The sequence below is a fragment of the Fodinibius saliphilus genome, assembly GCF_005869845.1.
Classification (GTDB): Bacteria; Bacteroidota; Rhodothermia; order Balneolales; family Balneolaceae; genus Fodinibius; species Fodinibius saliphilus.
The window spans coordinates 403276-419825 of the sequence record NZ_VAWF01000003.1; the positions used below are offsets into that span (position 1 = coordinate 403276).

Genomic DNA, 16550 nt, shown 5'->3' on the forward strand with positions numbered 1-16550 from the left:
TTGAGCTTATTGCATTGGCGTTTCTGATCATCTTAGTTATTTTAGAATAGAAATTTTTCAGGCCTCATTAGCTAATTTTGCTTTATCGCCAATTAATTATTGTTCATGATCGAAATTAAAGAGTTAACTAGTTCTGCCCAGCTACAAGAATTTGTGAAGTTCCAGTTTAATCTGCTAGAGGATAATGAATATTGGGTTCCCCCCATAATATCCGATGAACTAGAGAATTTTGACCCGGATATAAATCCTGTTTTTGAACAAGCTGAAGGTCATTTTTTTATGGCTTACCAAGATGGTAGACCGGTAGGGAGAGTTGCGGCTATTATAAATAGGATGGAGATTGAGAATCAAGGAAAGCCTAAAATGCGCTTTGGTTGGTTCGACGTTATTGATGATATCAAGGTTACAGAAGCTCTTATTGAGAAGGTCCGGGAAATTGGTCAACAGCATGATCTTGAATATATGGAAGGTCCCGTGGGGTTCTCTATCATGGATAAGGCGGGCATGCTGGTTGAAGGATTTGACGAACTCAATACCATGATAACATGGTACAGTTTACCCCACTATAAAGAACATCTTGAACAGTTAGGATTTGAAAAAGAAAAAGAATGGGTAGAGTTTGAAATTAAAATTCCAGAAGAGGGGCCCACGGATAAGGTTAAACGATTTGCCGGCCTTATCATGGAAAAGTATAATCTGGAAGTTATCCATTATAAGGATAAGGAAGAGATCTTAGAACATGCCGAAGCAATGTTCGATCTGATCAATAAAACCTACCAGGATCTTAGCACCTTTGTGCCCATTCAACAAGAAGAGATCGACTATTACAAGGAAAAATACTTCAGGTATTTGCATCCCGATTTTATTAACTGCATTGCTGATGAGGATGGAAAGCTGGTTGCTTTTGCCATTACGATGCCTTCGTTCGCAAAAGCGCTGCAGAAGGCTCATGGCAAGCTTCTGCCTTTTGGGTGGGCTCACTTACTAAAGGCCCGCTATTTCCATGATAAGGCCGCATTTTACCTGATTGGTATCGATCCCAAATATCAGAATAAGGGATTGACCTCCATTATTTTTAAGGAGATGAATGAGATGTTTAACGACCGGGGCATTACCAGGGTAGAAACCAACCCTGAGCTTGAGGATAATGAGTCTATTCAAGCGCTGTGGAATAGCTATGAAAATAGAATCCACAAGAGAAGACGTACCTACCGAAAGGCATTATAAAGCTCTTATTGGGTAACAAATTGTTCTTCTTCGCAGATCTGCAGGTCAGTATGGAAGGCTACAGGCAGATGATGAGCCCGTAAATCAGTTATAGAAAGATGATTTTTCAGTATCCCCTTTACTTCGATAGGGTAGGGTATACCTGATAATTGAGAAAACATTCGGGGAGATAGATCCTCAGTTTCCAGGTATTTTTTAAAAGGATTCCCGCTTTGATACGCATAGTATTAATGGTGTTTGTTCTTTATTTAACTACAGGAAAAGGCACCTTATACTGTAGTTGATTCAATCGTAAAGGGGATGTCATTATACCAATAATCATAGAAGGATTATCAAAAGATTGGGGGGACCGAAACGGGCAGAAATTTTTTAGCCCTATGGACATCTACAATAGGTAAATAAAAAAGCCCACTCCAAAAAAGAAGTGGGCTTTTAATCAAGAGCAATGCTCATACATTACTTGTAATCAAGGCTACGTACATCAGTAGCACTTAACCCTTTGTCGGTTTCTTCAACGTTGAATTCAACATTCTCACCGTCTTCGAGACCTTGATTATAATCTAAATTTTCTACGTTATTTCGGTGGACGAATACATCTTTACTTCCGTCCTCAGGTTCGATAAATCCAAATCCTTTTTCAACATCGAACCATTTAACTTTGCCTTGTTGTGTCATTTATACTAAGTATTGTTTTATACACCTTAAGCTCATCTGTCAAGAAGAATAGTTATAACCACGTATTCTACATAAGACTTATTGCTAAAGGTGGGAATTAAAAATTGAGTTTAAAGATAGGGGTCTTAAATCGGAATGTCCATAGCTTTTTCAGTATTTGGAACGCTTCTGCTAAAAATATAAAGACTATAAGCTATATTAGCCGGTTCATAGGTTTTGCCAACAATTTACCCCAGATTGACAGGGTTCTCTTTATTTGGTATTTAGCCAATATTAAATAGAATTTAATTGTCTACACCTCGTTAGGTAGTAAAGGCAGAAGCTGAGTCCCTGCTACAATAAATTTGAATGCTAAAATATAGAAGCTCTCATTGGTAAAAGGTGTAATGAAGTTTATAACAATACTTTTGGTGCTAATAGTGGGAGGGTATTTCTTTGTGACAGAAAAATATAATCATGAACAGAGTGCCCAGTCAACAAATGATTCGACGATGGTATCTCCTGATTCAACTTTTGAAACATCAAGAGATACTGTGCCAACTCCTCCACGAGCAGGAGAGAAGATAGCCCCCGGGATGGCAGTTGTTATTGTCAAAGTGGATTCGATAAAATATCGAGATGATAAAATAACTACGTTGATTGGCAGAGTACAAGAAGTAATCGGATATGGTCCGGCAACCCCTAACATTGTAACCGGTGAAACTTTACGTTTTGATGTTTTAGGATACATCGAGGCTAACCCCAAGCATTTACAAACAATTAAAACGGGCAGATTGATGAAAGCTCTTATATCTGAGGTAAGGCGGATAGATGGGCTAGATAGTTTGGATGATTGGTCGAAGTGGAAGCTTAAAAAAGTGATGAAATAGTTTTTTAAAATATCACCCTTGATAGTTCGTAAATAGCAAAAACGATCCTCCATTTTAGTTTGTGCCTAGTATACGAGCTGCTGGCAGCTACTAGCTATCTTACTATCATGAGATGAACTTTTTATCCTTTTGGAATGTATCTTAAGTAGAGTTTGTCAATATTGGAGAAAAGTTGTTTATAAGGTATTTGCATAAATTTATTTACAACCTTACTCTAAGCCTTGCGAATGAAATAAAAAATTACAATCAGATTAAAATCACTATGAAACTCAAGAAAATACTATTACCATTTGCGTTTTTTGCTATTACATTAAGTTTAGTACCTCAAACAACAAATGCTCAGTGGAGTTTAGGTGCCTCATATGAAATTCGTGACGCAGAACCCAAGAATGGTTTTGGCGTTCGTATTGAACGAGGTATTTTGAATAAACTCCCTGTAGTAGATCTTGGCATACGGGCACACTTCAGTTATTTTAATGAGGATATCTCATACGAAAATAGAACGTATTCTACTGACATTAAGAACTACGACTTTGGTGTGGCAGCCGTTGGGGGTGTAGGTGTTGGTCCGATAAGTCCTTATGTAGGATTGGGGCTAGGTTCATCTACGTTGGATGTGAGTCGGAGTAACTTGCCACAGGGGTCTCCATTGTCGGATGAAGCTAATGACAGTGCCATCTATTGGAACGGTTTTGTAGGGGCAAAAGTGAGTATTATTCCTGCTTTAAAACCATTTGTCGAATATCGCTTAGAGGACGTTTCTAATTATGAAGATGAACTAAAGAATGATATAAGTGAAAGTAACGGACGCTTAATTTTTGGCGTTTCGTTGTCATTCTAATGAACAGACTTTTTCCCATAGGCGGGCGTTAATTCTAACGTCTGCCTTTTTTATTTTAAGTCCTTTAAAGAAAAGGAATACACTGATTGTTAATATGCGGTGAGTTCCTTTATTTGAATGCAATAGCTGTTTGCATTGTTTGATACTTTCAGGTCATCAGTGCAAGCTCTTTTTATTATTAAACAGATTTATGGCCGATACAAAAGCGATAGAAAATATTAACCTGGATAATTACACTCTCGATCCACCTCAACAAAAAGATCTGGATCAGCTGATAAAAGTATGTCGAGAGCATCTTGAAAGTGTAGATGAGAAAATGGTTTCTCGTGCTTTCAAGCTTTGTTATGTATCTCATGAAGGGGTCAATCGGGCTTCCGGTGAACCCTATTATTATCATCCCGTGACAGTAGCAAAGATTGTAGCCGAGGAGATAAATATTGATGATGTTTCTGTGGCAGCGGCCTTGTTGCATGATACTGTAGAGGATACAGAGGTTACCTTAGAAGATACTGAAGAGATGTTTGGTGAAACGGTATCTCATTTAATTGATGGAGTGACAAAGATTTCGGGTGTTTTCAAGAGCCGAAATACCAAGCAAGCGGAAACGTTTATGAAGCTTCTGCTTTCGATGGCAGAAGATATCCGGGTGGTATTGATAAAATTTGCGGATCGCCTTCATAATATGCGAACGATTCAACACCTGCCGCGTGAAAAGCAGATGCAGAAGGCTACGGAAACAATGGAGCTTTATGCTCCCTTAGCACACCGTTTCGGGCTTTTTAATATAAAAAGTGAGCTTGAGGACCTCTGTTTCAAGGTTATTGACCCAAACTCTTATAAGTTTATTTCTCGTAAGCTTCGTGAAAAGCGAGAGTCGCGTGAGGCCTTTATTGAAGAGTTCATGAAGCCCATTCGCGAGGAACTGGATGAGCAGGGCTTCACCTTTGAAATTAAGGGACGTCCCAAGCATATATATTCCATTTTTAGAAAAATGCAGCGGCAACAAAAGCCCTTTGAGGAGATATACGACCTTTTTGCTATTCGGATTATTCTTGAAGATCCACATTCTAAAGAGGACTGTTGGCGTGTGTATTCTATTATCACTGATTGGTACACGCCTATACCTAAACGTTTTAGGGATTTTATATCCGTTCCCAAAGCAAATGGGTACCAGTCGTTACATACCACGGTTATTACAAAAAAAGGACGGAAGGTCGAGGTACAGATTCGCACCCGGCAGATGGATGACATCGCGGAGAAAGGCTTGGCAGCACACTGGAAGTATAAAGAGGGATCGGGAGGGTCTGAAACCCTGGATAAGTTTGTACACTGGGTACGGGAGATTCTCGATAATCCACGGCCTGATGCCGCTACAGAATTTGTTAAAGATTTTCAGCTTAACCTGTATCAGGATGAAATTTATGTATTTACCCCCGACGGGGAGCTGCGAACCTTACCCCAAGGGGCCACCCCTATCGATTTTGCCTTTGATATCCATAGTGAGATTGGGGAGCGGGCTATTGCTTCAAAGATTAATGGCAAGATGGCTCCTCTTCGGCAAAAGCTTGATATCGGAGATCAGGTTGAAATAATAACAGGTAATAAAATAAACCTAAATCCTGATTGGATTAATGATGTAGTAACACATAAGGCCAAGTCTCGGATTCGTCAGTATATTAAGCAGAAAGAACGCGAGAAAGCTGATGAAGGCCGTGAAATTTGGGAGAAGCGAGCTAAACGCGGTAACGTCGAGATCTCTGACCAAGACTTGATGCGTATTGCTCATAAGCTCAAATTCGATTCAACGCAAGATCTCTTCTATGATATCGGTACAGGCACTTTTGATGTAAATGAACTGTACGATATGGTCAAGCAGTTTACCAGTAAAGGTCGTATAGAGGAGAAGAAAGATGAAGATGATACCCCGCCACCGGTTACTGAAGAAGAGATTCAAGAGACCTATATTAATGCGGCGCGATCGGTCAGTGATGAAAAGGCGTTGGTTATTAATGGCGAGGTAACCAATGTTAAATATGATTATGCCAATTGCTGTAATCCCATTCCCGGTGATGATGTTATGGGGTTTATCAGTCGTACAGGAAATGTTAAAATTCATCGCTCGAACTGTAAAAATATCCACCATCTTATAAAGACTGATGGTGAGCGAATTGTAGATGTTTCTTGGGCTAAAAATATAAATTCGAAATTCCTTGGCGCTGTTAAAGTTATCGGTGAAGACCGTGTGGGTATGATTAATGACATCACTGATGTGCTCTCCAAATCACTGGAAACAAATATGAAAAGTATCAATGTTAATAGTGACAGCGGCATGTTTGAAGGTATTCTAACTGTTTATGTAGATGACATTAATCATCTGGGACGGATTATCGAAAAATTGGAAAAGGTGAAAGGTGTGAAAAGTGTATTTCGTTACGAATAAACAGGTGATTTCCCTCCACAAATTACTTTCATATTCCTGATAAAAGTAATATCATCAACCAGACTTATTTGACGGCTACTATTTGCTTGTTTTTACAGGAGATAGAGTACGTATTGCTTTACAGAATTTAAGATTTTTGCAATAGATTATGATAACATATACCAAACGAGATATTGTACGTCATGTAGCAGAGCAGCTGGATGAACCTATGGTACATACTGAACCATGGGTAGAGGCTGTGCTTAATGCTTTACGTGAAACAATGATGAGTGCAGATCCGGAGTGTCGGATCGAATTGAGAGATTTTGGTGTTTTTGAGGTGAAGAAAACTAAAGCTAAACCACGGGCACGGAATCCCAGAACGAACGAAGAGATTTACGTGCCTCCGCATAGAAAAACGCACTTTAAGCCCAGTAAGTTATTAAAACAATTTTTAAAAGAACCTCTTGAAGAAGGGGAATTAGAAGAAATGGACGATTAACGTGGCAAAATACGGCAGAATTATAGGTATTGATGTAGGAACTAAGTGGATTGGTATAGCTCGGACTGACCTTCTTAAGACCGTGGCTAATCCCATTGATACCTATCATACCGAAATTGCTATTGACAAAATTAAAGAGCTTGTAGATGGTGAGCAGGTAGAAAAAATTGTAGTAGGATGGCCGCTGACCCCCGCCGGCCAGGAAGGTGATGCTATAAAGATGGTTCAACAATTTGTAGCTCGCTTGAGAAAAGCACTGCCGGAGATGGAAATTGACAAGATTGATGAGCGTTATACCACTAAGGAAGCTGTTCGAGCTATGGTTGAAGCAGGGGTTCCGAAGATGAAACGCCGAGAGTCGGATCGCGTTAACCAAGCTGCTGCCGCTATTATTCTTCAAAAATATATTGAATCGAGAAAAACCGATAATGTCCGTATTACCGATCGTTACGTATGACGACGAGGTTCTTCGCAAAGAAGCGAAACCTGTCGACGAAAATAGTAAAGAAATACAAGAGCTTATCGAGGACATGTTTGACACCATGTATAACTCGGATGGTGTTGGGTTAGCTGCTCCTCAAATTGGTAAACTGTTGCGAATATTTGTGGCAGATGCCGATCCTATGACAGATGATGAGGGTCCTTCTTTTGGCCCCATTGCCATGATTAATCCTAAAATCACTACTAATAGTGATCAGGAGATCGATATGGATGAGGGATGTCTCAGTATTCCAGGAGTTAATGCTACGGTAAGTCGGCCAGAAAAAATCACGGTTTCCTACTTGGATAAGAACTTTCAGCAGCAGGAACTTGAAGTAGATGGATGGTGGTCGCGTGTCATTCAACATGAGGCTGATCACTTGGATGGAATCTTATTTTTGGATCACCTTTCGCTGTTTAAACGAAAGCTGTTGTCATCAAAGCTTAAAGAGATTGCAAAAGGGGAAAAAGAGATAGATTATCCAATAGTTCCTAAAAAAGCTCAGGCTAAATAGAGGATTATATGCGTATTGTATTTATGGGATCTCCTGATTTTGCGATCCCAAGTCTGGAAAAACTTCACAAATCAAAACACGAAATTGTATCGGTAGTAAGTAATGTGGATAAGCGGCGCGGACGTGGTTCGAAGCCGAGTCCCACGGTGGTGAAAAAGAAGGCGCTTGAGCTAGATCTGCCTGTAATTGAAGTTGAAGAGCTCGATGCCCCTGACTTTTACCAAGAGCTGAAAGCTTTGGATGCCGACCTCTTTGTGGTCGTTGCATTTCGTATTCTGCCTCCCAAAGTTTTAACGTTGCCCCAAAAAGGATCTGTAAACTTGCATGCTTCTTTGTTACCTAAATATAGAGGAGCTGCCCCGATCCACTGGGCAATTATTAATGGTGAAGATGAAACCGGTTGTACGATCTTCTTTTTGGATGAAAATGTTGATACCGGTGAAATCATTAAACAGGAAAAAACACCTATTGGTCCTAATGAAACGACGGGAGATCTCTATGGGCGCCTTAAAAAGTTAGGAAGTAATACGCTACTGGAAGCAGTGGAAGAAATTGATAAAGAAACATACGAAACGGTTTCTCAAGAACATTCGGAAGCAACACCGGCCCCCAAACTTTTTACGGATGATTGTAAAATTGATTTTAATCAGCCGGCCCCAAAAGTTCACAATAAGATTCGAGGACTCAGTCCTTTCCCTACAGCTTGGGCTAAGATCGATGATCTGAAATTTAATATGTATCGGTCAGAAATAGGTCCGTCTAAGAATCTTGGGAAAGGTGAATTACAGACAGAAGGGGACGATCTATTGGTGGGTTGTGATGAGGGAACGGTCATTCTGAAAGAAGTTCAGTTGCAGGGAAAGCGCCGAATGAGTGGAAAGGATTTTATAAATGGATATAATGGAAGCGGTTTTCTTCACTAATGATTCATATTAGTGCAAGATTATGATATTATTTGTATTAAATAATTTACAAATGATCGATTAACTATTATTTTTGAGCGCTTTATATCAACATCAACGTATTTCGTTCTAAGGTTTTAATTTACAACTGAGGCAAATAAAGGAAAATATTTATGGCTAAAATTAATGTCGGTATTAATGGATTCGGACGTATTGGTCGTCTGGTGACTCGTTCAATATTGGCCTACCATGACGATGAAATTAACATTGTAGGTATTAACGATTTAACGGATGCAGAGACACTTGCTTATTTATTTAAGCGCGATTCGGTGCATGGCACTTTTGATGGGGAAGTAAGTGCCACGGAAAGCAGTATTGTTATTGACGGTATGGAAATTGATATTTCTGCCGAGAAAGATCCTGCTAATTTAAAATGGGGTGAGCGCGGTGCTGATATTATTGTTGAGTCTACTGGACTCTTCCGCACGCGTGATGCCGCTGCTAAACACCTGGAGGCAGGAGCGGAAAAAGTTATTATTTCTGCACCGGCAAAAGGGGATAAGGATGTCAAGACGATTGTCCTCGGTGTGAATGATGAAAAGATCGATGATGAAACTGAGATCTATTCGAACGCCAGTTGTACTACCAACTGTCTTGCTCCAATGGTAAAAGTGCTTGATGACGCTTTTGGGCTCGAAAAAGGTTTTATGACTACAACGCACGCTTATACAGGAAATCAAAATATTCTCGATGGTCCGCATGGCGATCTGCGTCGCGGACGTACCGCTGCTCACAATATTGTACCTACCACTACAGGTGCTGCCAAAGCAGTAGGATTGGTACTCCCTCATCTTGATGGCAAACTTGATGGAAGCGCTGTTCGTGTTCCGGTACCTGATGGGTCTCTTACAGATTTAACTGCTATTGTTAATCGCGAAGTTTCTGAAGAAGAAGTGCATGAAGCCTTTAAAAAGGCAGCCAATGGTGCAATGAAAGGGGTGCTTCAATATTCTGAGGAGGAACTTGTTTCTACTGATATTCTCAGTAATTCCCACTCATGTATTTATGACAGCGGATTTACCAAAACGGATGGTAAGCTGGTTAAGATATTGGCTTGGTATGATAACGAAGCTGGATATTCTGCCCGTACTGCCGATTTAATTACCCGTATAGGATAATAGTACATTTTTGCTGATGGAATCGCTCAAAGTGATTCCATCAGTATTCATTTTTTCGGGGAGTGGCGCAGTCCGGTAGCGCATTCGCTTTGGGAGCGAAGGGTCGCAGGTTCAAATCCTGTCTCCCCGACATCAATAGGTCAGACAGGATCGTCTGGCCTTTTTCTTTTTTAACTTTGGTTTTATCGCTATGATAGATTGGAAACAGGTTAATGAATATGCTGGTAAGGAAAACCCCAATCCACCGAAAAGGGTAGAGAAATCCGAAGAAGAATGGAGAGAGGAACTTTCCGATAAAGTGTTTCGGGTCACAAGAAAACATGGCACTGAGCGGGCTGGTTCCGGTGAGTATTGTGAGGCGCACCAACCGGGTTTGTATGCTTGTGTTTGCTGTGGAACAGAACTGTTTGATTCCTCAGAGAAATTTGAATCTGGCTCTGGATGGCCCAGCTTTTCTAAACCAGTGCAATACAACGTTATAAAGTATGTAGAGGATTTAAGCCATGGTATGCACCGTATTGAGGTACTTTGTAACGTTTGTGATGCCCACCTTGGCCATGTTTTCCCTGACGGCCCCAACCCAACAGGATTACGGTATTGTGTGAACTCTTCTTCTCTCCAGCTTGTAAAGAAGTCAGATTAACGCAAGGCTTGTTCTACATCTGTGATAATATCACCAATAGCCTCTAGCCCTACCGCAATACGAACCATTCCGGGAGTAATATTAACAGCTTGTCGTTCTTCTTCTGTTAGTTTAGAATGGGTCGTCGAAGCTGGATGGGTAGCAATAGAGCGGGAATCACCTAAATTGGCTGATAATGAAATGGTTTTGAGATTATCCAGAAAATTTTTGGCTGCTTTATAACCTCCTTTAATACTAATGGAAACAACCCCGCCCCCTTTCTTCATTTGCTTTTTGGCTAATCCGTATTGTGGATGACTGGGCAAGAAGGGATATTTTACCCACTCCACATTGGTATTTTCCTGAAGCGTTTCAGCAAGGGTAAGGGCGTTGTCACAGTGACGGTCCATACGCATAGGTAGAGTTTCAAGGCTTTTGGAAAACATCCATGCATTAAAGGGAGAAAGTGCAGGACCGGAATGACGACAGAAAAAGCTTATTTTGTCAATGTAGCGCTCCTTTCCAACAGCAATACCGCCCAAGCCACGTCCTTGTCCATCAATAAATTTTGTAGCAGAATGCAGTACTACATCTGCGCCATATTTCATTGGCTGTTGCAAATAAGGGGTGGCAAAGCAATTATCAATAATGAGGATCAGGTTATGAGTTTCAGCTAGTTTTCCTGCCCATTTCAAATCAATAAGATCCAGACCGGGATTGGAAGGGGTCTCTAAAAATAAGATACGTGTATTATCCTGTATCAGAGACTCCCAGCTTTCAGTATCATCAATACTTCCATAGCTAAAGTCAATTCCCCACTTAGGTAAAATTCCACTTAGTATTTGGTGCGAAGAACCAAATAGTGATCGGCAAGCCAAGACATGGTCGCCCTGTTCCAAAAGTCCGGCCAATGTTGAAAATATAGATGACATACCTGATGCGGTAGCAACTCCAGTCTCGGCATCTTCCATACCACACATTTTGTTTACAAATTCATCAACATTTGGATTGGAGTACCGGCTGTAAACATTTCCTTCTACTTCTTTTGCAAAAAGGGCTCGTGCATGCTCTGCAGAATCAAAGACAAAGCTTGATGTTAGAAATAGTGGGGTTGAGTGTTCTTTTTGGTCAGTACGCTCGGTTTGGTTTCGTATGGCTTTTGTTTCTGGCTGTTGATCCCTCATGATTGTGTTATTTTATTTCGTAGCTATGTGTGATTTCAGACGTCTTCTCGAGAGTTTTGGAGACGGAACAATACTTATCAAGCGATAGATTAATGGCTCGTTCTACTTTTGATTCATCAAGGTCGCCGGCAAAAATGTATTTAATATGGATTTTCGTAAATTCAGAGTATTCATCTACCGATTCCCGTTCTCCTTCCACTTCTACCGACAGATCTTCAAGGTCCTGTCGCTGTTTTTTTAAAATGCCAATGATATCAATAGCGCTGCATCCTCCAACCCCGGCAAGCAGTAGTTGCATCGGACTAAAACCACCTTCCAGCCCGCCAATACTCGTTGACCCATCCATACGAAGTAAGCCGCCTTCTTCATTTGCTGCTTCCATGTGGGTACTATCGAGTTGGTCAATTGTGATCTTCATACCTTTTAATACTTTATGTTAAATGAAATTAGATCGTCAAAGCTAAGAAATGGTGAGGGCTAAGGAAAGGAAGAAAAAGGTTAAAATATTGCATTATTTATTAGTTCTGTTAAGTTGAGGAAAAATTAGAATTAAATGTGGGGTTCCTTGAGTAACAATAAAAGAGATTTTATTCCATACGTACAGGCTGATGACGATATGCCGCAAATTACTGTTAAAGCCGTTGTATTAGGTATATTATTGTCGGCAATCCTAGCAGGAGCTAATGCTTATTTGGGGTTGAAAGTTGGAATGACAGTTTCGGCGTCTATTCCGGCTGCAGTAATATCAATGGCTCTGCTTCGAATGTTTAAACATTCGAATATCCTGGAAAATAATATTGTGCAAACTGCGGCATCAGCCGGTGAATCACTAGCCGCCGGTGTTATTTTTACCCTCCCTGCCTTAATACTACTTCGATACTGGAGCGATTTTCCATTCCTAGATACTATGGCTATTGCTATGTTCGGTGGAGTGCTCGGGGTACTATTTACAATTCCATTACGCAGAGCTTTGATTATTGAGAAGAAGCTTAAATTCCCGGAAGGGGTTGCAACGGGAGAGGTACTTAAAGCCGGAACGGAAGGCGGTAAAGGTATTACACAGATTGCATGGGCGGGGTTAGCCGCAGGGTTGTATAAATTGGGACAAACAGGCTTAAAGCTATTTTCCGGCTCAGTAAGTGGTTCGGTAACAGCTGGACGTTCAATTTTTGGGATGGGAACCGAGTTATCTGTTGCACTCCTTGGAGTAGGATATATAGTAGGACTCAATATTGCCGTGTTAGTTTTTGCCGGCGGGTTGATTTCATGGCTGTTTGGTATTCCGCTGTATATGGCATTTGCAAATCCGGGGGAGGTTGCAGGAGTGGTTGGAAATATGGAGGGTTATGATGCAGCTCTGGAGATATGGAGTCAGAAGATTCGATATATGGGGGTTGGTTCGATGGTCGTGGGTGGTATCTGGGCGCTCGTTTCATTGGCAAAGCCACTTAAAGATGGAATTGCTTCTTCCTGGGAGGCTGTTAAAGAAGCCAAGTCTGATGATGGCCCAGAAGTGTTGCGGACCGAAAAAGATATGCCAATCAACTATGTGTTGTGGGGAGTTGTAGCATTGGCAATTCCCATTTTTATTGTATTCACGCAAGTAATTGATATTACACATTTGCCGGTGAGCAGTAATCTATATTGGACTACTATGGGAATTGGCGTGCTCTTCTCGTTGGTAGCAGGTTTTCTTTTTGCTTCAGTGGCCGGCTATATGGCTGGTTTAGTCGGCTCTTCGAATAATCCTATTTCCGGAGTGACAATTGCTACAATTTTAGCGACCTCTTTAATACTGTTGGTACTACTGGGTTCACAACTAGATTTTTCTGTGGATAGCAGTCGTGCAAAGGCAGCTGCTGCAGCTGCTATTGTAGTTGGAGCGATGGTAGCCTGTGCTGCAGCTATTGCCGGTGATAATATGCAGGATTTGAAAGCCGGTCAACTGGTCGGAGCTACTCCTTATAAGCAACAAATTATGCAGATTATCGGGGTTGTGTCGGCGGCATTAGTTATTGCTCCTATTTTAAGTTTGTTATTTAATGCCTATGGGTTAGGCGGGGTGCTTCCCAGAGAAGGGATGAGTACCGAAGAGATGCTCAGTGCGCCGCAAGCTACGCTCATGCAATCGGTTGCCGAAGGGGTTTTTGCCCAAAATTTAGAATGGAATATGATCTGGATTGGGGCGGTTATTGCAGTGGCTATCATCATTCTGGATAAAGTACTGGAAGCCAAAGGTTCTGATTTTAGAACCCCGGTATTAGCAGTGGCAGTTGGCATTTATCTTCCGCTGGAACTTACCGTCCCCATTTTTATAGGTGGGATGATTGCTTGGGGAGCAGCAAAAGTGGTTGCCAGTCGAGCAAGGAAAAATGATGAAAACCCTAAAAAGGCAAAGGTAGAAGCCGAGCGAAAAGGATTGCTGTTTTCATCTGGGCTTATTACGGGTGAGGCTTTAATAGGTATTATTTTGGCTATTCCTTTTGCTATACAGGAAAGCACAGATGCACTTCGTTTGGTACCGCAGTCATTTGCACCTTATGCGGATTGGCTGGGTGCCGCTGCCGCAATCTTTTTCTGCATTTGGTTATATAAAGTGGCCGTAAAAAAATAAGTGCGATAAATTTAATTCTAAAAACATCAAAGGGATAGTATGAAGTTACCAGGGGTACTTTTTTCGATATTGTTATTAGGAACGCTGGGGATAGGATGCAACCAAGAGCAAACCGATACAGGGGCACCAGAGGTCCCAGAAGTAGACTATACGCTAAACCCATAATCGATGGAGCAGTGCCATTGAACCATTGATTACAGTGGAATCAGGTTCAGTGATTGAGGTGGCCACAGAGAAAGCCTCTGACAAACAACTTAATCCGGAATCAACAATTGAAGACCTTAAAAATCTCGATTTTACTCCCATTCACCCATTCACCGGACCAATGTATGTGGAGGGAGCTGAACCGGGAGATCTGTTAAAAGTAAAACTGCATAAAATTGAGTTGGGTCACTGGGGATGGACAGCTATTATACCGGGATTCGGTTTTCTCGCTGATGATTTTAAAGAGCCCTATTTGAAAACGTTTGAATTCAATAAAGAGAGTCGTGATGTTAATTTTTCTGATGATATTTCAGTGCCCTTAAATCCTTTTCCGGGCGTGATGGGGGTGGCACCAGCAACAGATTCTATGCTCTCCACCATCCCACCGAGAGCCAATGGAGGTAATATGGATGATCCACATATGACAGAGGGAACTACGATTTATTTCCCTGTATTTATGGAAGGAGCTCTTTTTTCAATAGGGGATGTCCATGCCACCCAAGGGCTAGGAGAGGTCGGTGGAACAGCAATTGAGGCTCCCATGCGGATAGTCTATGAAATAAAGTTAGTTAAAAATGGTCGATCCATTCAGGAACCACAATATGAAACCAATGATTATTACGTGGTTACAGGTTTTGGGACTACTATTGATGAGGCCGCAAAAAAAGCAACTCGTTACATGATTGATTATCTGGTTGAGGAACACAATATGGACCGGAAAGATGCTTATGCACTGTGTTCGCTGGCGGGGGACCTGAAAATTGCCGAGGTAGTCGATGTTCCTCACATGTTGGTGACCATACATATGCCGAAAGAGGTTCTGGGAATTAAATGAATTGAGCCTTTTATTGATGACGTTCTTTAAGGCGACCAATAATTTTTTTCAGCGGGATACCTTTTTCAGTCAGCAATACCAGTAGGTGATAAATAAGATCCGCTACTTCTCCTACGAATGCACTTTCGTTACTGTTTTTAGATGCAATAACAGTTTCAACGGCTTCTTCACCAACCTTTTGGGTGATTTTATCCAGCCCTTCAGTGAATAGGTGGGTAGTGTAGGAGTTCTCGGGCATCTCTTTTTTACGTCCCTGGATCAATTGTTCCAGATTGCCAATAAATGAGAGATCCTGATTAGGTTTAAAATCTTTTTCATAAAAACAGGATTGTTCTCCGGTATGACAAGTAGGCCCGTGAGGGTTGGCTAAGATTAGCAAGGTGTCATTGTCGCAATCTTTTTGAATATCTACCAGATCAAGAAAGTTGCCGGAAGTTTCACCCTTGGTCCACAAACGTTCTTTACTTCGGCTATAAAAGGTCACGCGTTCTTTTTCGAGAGTAGTTTCAAGGGCTTCTTTATTCATATAGCCCAACATCAATACTTGAAAGTTTTTGGCATCTTGGATAATTGCCGGGATCAGGCCGTTTCCTTTTTCAAAATCTAAATTTTCAGTTTTCATCAGAAATTAGTTCTAGAATAATATTTATTTAAAAGAGATGCTGTAAAAGGAGTGAATATAGGTTAATTACTATCTACAGTATGCCGAACTGTAATGCCATCGTTTTCCATATAAATCTTTAATTCATCAATTTCGATCTCCTGGAAGTGAAATATACTTGCTGCTAAAACGGCATCGGCTCCTCCTTTCTTGACGGCCTCAACACAATGGTTTTTAGTACCGGCCCCTCCACTGGCTATTACCGGAATTGACAAAAAGGAATTTACTTTTTTCAGCAACTCCAAATCATAGCCTGACTTAGTACCATCCTTATCCATACTGGTAAGGAGAATTTCGCCAGCCCCGCGTTTTTCTACTTCCTTAATCCATTGCAGGGCATCTTTTTCAGTATCGATTGAGCCACCGGAAATAAAGACATTCCATTGGTCACCGGTTCGTTTGGCATCAACAGCAGCAACAATACACTGAGACCCAAATTTTTGGGAAGCTTTATTTATAAGTTCAGGATTCCGAACAATAGCACTGTTTAACGATATTTTATCTGCACCAGCATGTAGTAAATCTCCGATTTCTTCGACACTGCTAATACCACCACCTACAGTAAATGGTATGTCAATGTTTAAAGCTATTTTTTTCACGAGCTCTACCAGCGTTTTTCGCTTTTCTTTGGTGGCTGTAATATCAAGGAAAACGAGCTCATCAGCTCCTTCATCAGAATAGCGTTTAGCAAGTTCTACCGGATCACCGGCATCACGCAACCCTTCAAAGTTAACACCTTTTACCGTTCGGCCATCTTTAATATCAAGGCAGGGTATGATTCGTTTTGCGAGCATCTATAAAATTGGTTAACTTATTATATTT

General features: G+C 41.1%; 19 protein-coding genes and 1 tRNA gene. 14 read left to right on the forward strand and 6 right to left on the reverse strand.

Annotated features, from left to right (window positions below):
* The first annotated feature begins 105 nt into the window (after positions 1-105).
* Positions 106-1227 (forward strand): GNAT family N-acetyltransferase, encoded by a 1122-nt coding sequence (locus FCN14_RS12325; RefSeq protein WP_138431576.1) that lies wholly within the window; start codon positions 106-108, stop codon positions 1225-1227.
* A 5-nt stretch (positions 1228-1232) separates the two neighbouring features.
* On the opposite strand, the gene FCN14_RS15785 is transcribed toward FCN14_RS12325, so the two are convergent.
* Together FCN14_RS15785 and FCN14_RS12330 are read right to left on the reverse strand one after the other, a co-directional pair.
* On the reverse strand, positions 1233-1388 hold the full coding sequence (locus tag FCN14_RS15785) for a hypothetical protein (RefSeq protein WP_171032915.1): 156 nt from the start codon (positions 1386-1388) through the stop codon (positions 1233-1235).
* Between the two features lie 295 nt (positions 1389-1683).
* On the reverse strand, positions 1684-1902 hold the full coding sequence (locus tag FCN14_RS12330) for a cold-shock protein (RefSeq protein ID WP_138431577.1): 219 nt from the start codon (positions 1900-1902) through the stop codon (positions 1684-1686).
* 386 nt (positions 1903-2288) lie between these two features.
* On the opposite strand from FCN14_RS12330, the gene FCN14_RS12335 reads away from it, so the two are divergent.
* The 10 genes from FCN14_RS12335 to msrB all read left to right on the forward strand — a co-directional run bounded on the left by FCN14_RS12335 (position 2289) and on the right by msrB (position 10251).
* Complete coding sequence (locus FCN14_RS12335; RefSeq protein ID WP_138431578.1) at positions 2289-2771, forward strand: hypothetical protein; 483 nt, start codon at positions 2289-2291, stop codon at positions 2769-2771.
* Positions 2772-3033: 262 nt separating this feature from the next.
* Entirely contained in the window at positions 3034-3612 is a 579-nt protein-coding gene (locus FCN14_RS12340) for an outer membrane beta-barrel protein (protein ID WP_138431579.1), read from the forward strand.
* Positions 3613-3802: 190 nt separating this feature from the next.
* A complete protein-coding gene (locus FCN14_RS12345; protein WP_138431580.1) occupies positions 3803-6052 on the forward strand; it encodes a RelA/SpoT family protein in 2250 nt (749 codons plus the stop codon).
* Positions 6053-6200: 148 nt separating this feature from the next.
* Complete coding sequence (locus tag FCN14_RS12350; protein ID WP_138431581.1) at positions 6201-6533, forward strand: HU family DNA-binding protein; 333 nt, start codon at positions 6201-6203, stop codon at positions 6531-6533.
* Between the two features lies 1 nt (position 6534).
* Entirely contained in the window at positions 6535-6990 is a 456-nt protein-coding gene (ruvX, locus tag FCN14_RS12355) for a Holliday junction resolvase RuvX (protein WP_138431582.1), read from the forward strand.
* On the forward strand, positions 6962-7528 hold the full coding sequence (def, locus tag FCN14_RS12360; RefSeq protein WP_138431583.1) for a peptide deformylase: 567 nt from the start codon (positions 6962-6964) through the stop codon (positions 7526-7528). The genes ruvX and def overlap by 29 nt, the downstream gene beginning before the upstream one ends.
* Positions 7529-7536: 8 nt before the next feature.
* Positions 7537-8451 (forward strand): methionyl-tRNA formyltransferase, encoded by a 915-nt coding sequence (fmt, locus tag FCN14_RS12365; protein WP_138431584.1) that lies wholly within the window; start codon positions 7537-7539, stop codon positions 8449-8451.
* 152 nt (positions 8452-8603) lie between these two features.
* On the forward strand, positions 8604-9608 hold the full coding sequence (gene gap, locus FCN14_RS12370; RefSeq protein WP_138431585.1) for a type I glyceraldehyde-3-phosphate dehydrogenase: 1005 nt from the start codon (positions 8604-8606) through the stop codon (positions 9606-9608).
* Positions 9609-9664: 56 nt separating this feature from the next.
* Positions 9665-9738, forward strand: a tRNA-Pro gene (locus FCN14_RS12375).
* A gap of 60 nt (positions 9739-9798) precedes the next feature.
* Positions 9799-10251: a peptide-methionine (R)-S-oxide reductase MsrB gene (gene msrB / locus FCN14_RS12380; protein ID WP_138431586.1), complete on the forward strand. Its 453-nt coding sequence runs from the start codon at positions 9799-9801 to the stop codon at positions 10249-10251.
* Here the strand turns inward: msrB and FCN14_RS12385 are convergent.
* A complete protein-coding gene (locus FCN14_RS12385) occupies positions 10248-11414 on the reverse strand; it encodes a trans-sulfuration enzyme family protein (protein WP_138431587.1) in 1167 nt (388 codons plus the stop codon). The genes msrB and FCN14_RS12385 overlap by 4 nt on opposite strands.
* A 7-nt stretch (positions 11415-11421) precedes the next feature.
* Complete coding sequence (locus FCN14_RS12390; RefSeq protein WP_138431588.1) at positions 11422-11832, reverse strand: OsmC family protein; 411 nt, start codon at positions 11830-11832, stop codon at positions 11422-11424.
* 198 nt (positions 11833-12030) lie between these two features.
* Here FCN14_RS12390 and FCN14_RS12395 point away from each other — a divergent pair, with 198 nt between their 5' ends.
* From FCN14_RS12395 to FCN14_RS12400, 3 genes are read left to right on the forward strand one after another with little or no spacing between them, the layout of a single operon-like run.
* The gene (locus tag FCN14_RS12395; protein ID WP_138431703.1) at positions 12031-14028 is read left to right on the forward strand and encodes an OPT family oligopeptide transporter; all 1998 of its coding nucleotides are present in this window, start codon (positions 12031-12033) and stop codon (positions 14026-14028) included.
* Between the two features lie 39 nt (positions 14029-14067).
* Complete coding sequence (locus FCN14_RS16030; RefSeq protein ID WP_281280659.1) at positions 14068-14193, forward strand: hypothetical protein; 126 nt, start codon at positions 14068-14070, stop codon at positions 14191-14193.
* A gap of 34 nt (positions 14194-14227) precedes the next feature.
* Entirely contained in the window at positions 14228-15067 is an 840-nt protein-coding gene (locus tag FCN14_RS12400; RefSeq protein WP_246043164.1) for an acetamidase/formamidase family protein, read from the forward strand.
* A gap of 10 nt (positions 15068-15077) precedes the next feature.
* Here the strand turns inward: FCN14_RS12400 and hisIE are convergent, their stop codons facing one another.
* Both hisIE and hisF read right to left on the reverse strand, forming a co-directional pair.
* The gene (hisIE, locus tag FCN14_RS12405) at positions 15078-15689 is read right to left on the reverse strand and encodes a bifunctional phosphoribosyl-AMP cyclohydrolase/phosphoribosyl-ATP diphosphatase HisIE (RefSeq protein ID WP_138431590.1); all 612 of its coding nucleotides are present in this window, start codon (positions 15687-15689) and stop codon (positions 15078-15080) included.
* 62 nt (positions 15690-15751) lie between these two features.
* Complete coding sequence (gene hisF / locus FCN14_RS12410; protein ID WP_138431591.1) at positions 15752-16522, reverse strand: imidazole glycerol phosphate synthase subunit HisF; 771 nt, start codon at positions 16520-16522, stop codon at positions 15752-15754.
* Positions 16523-16550 lie beyond the last annotated feature (28 nt).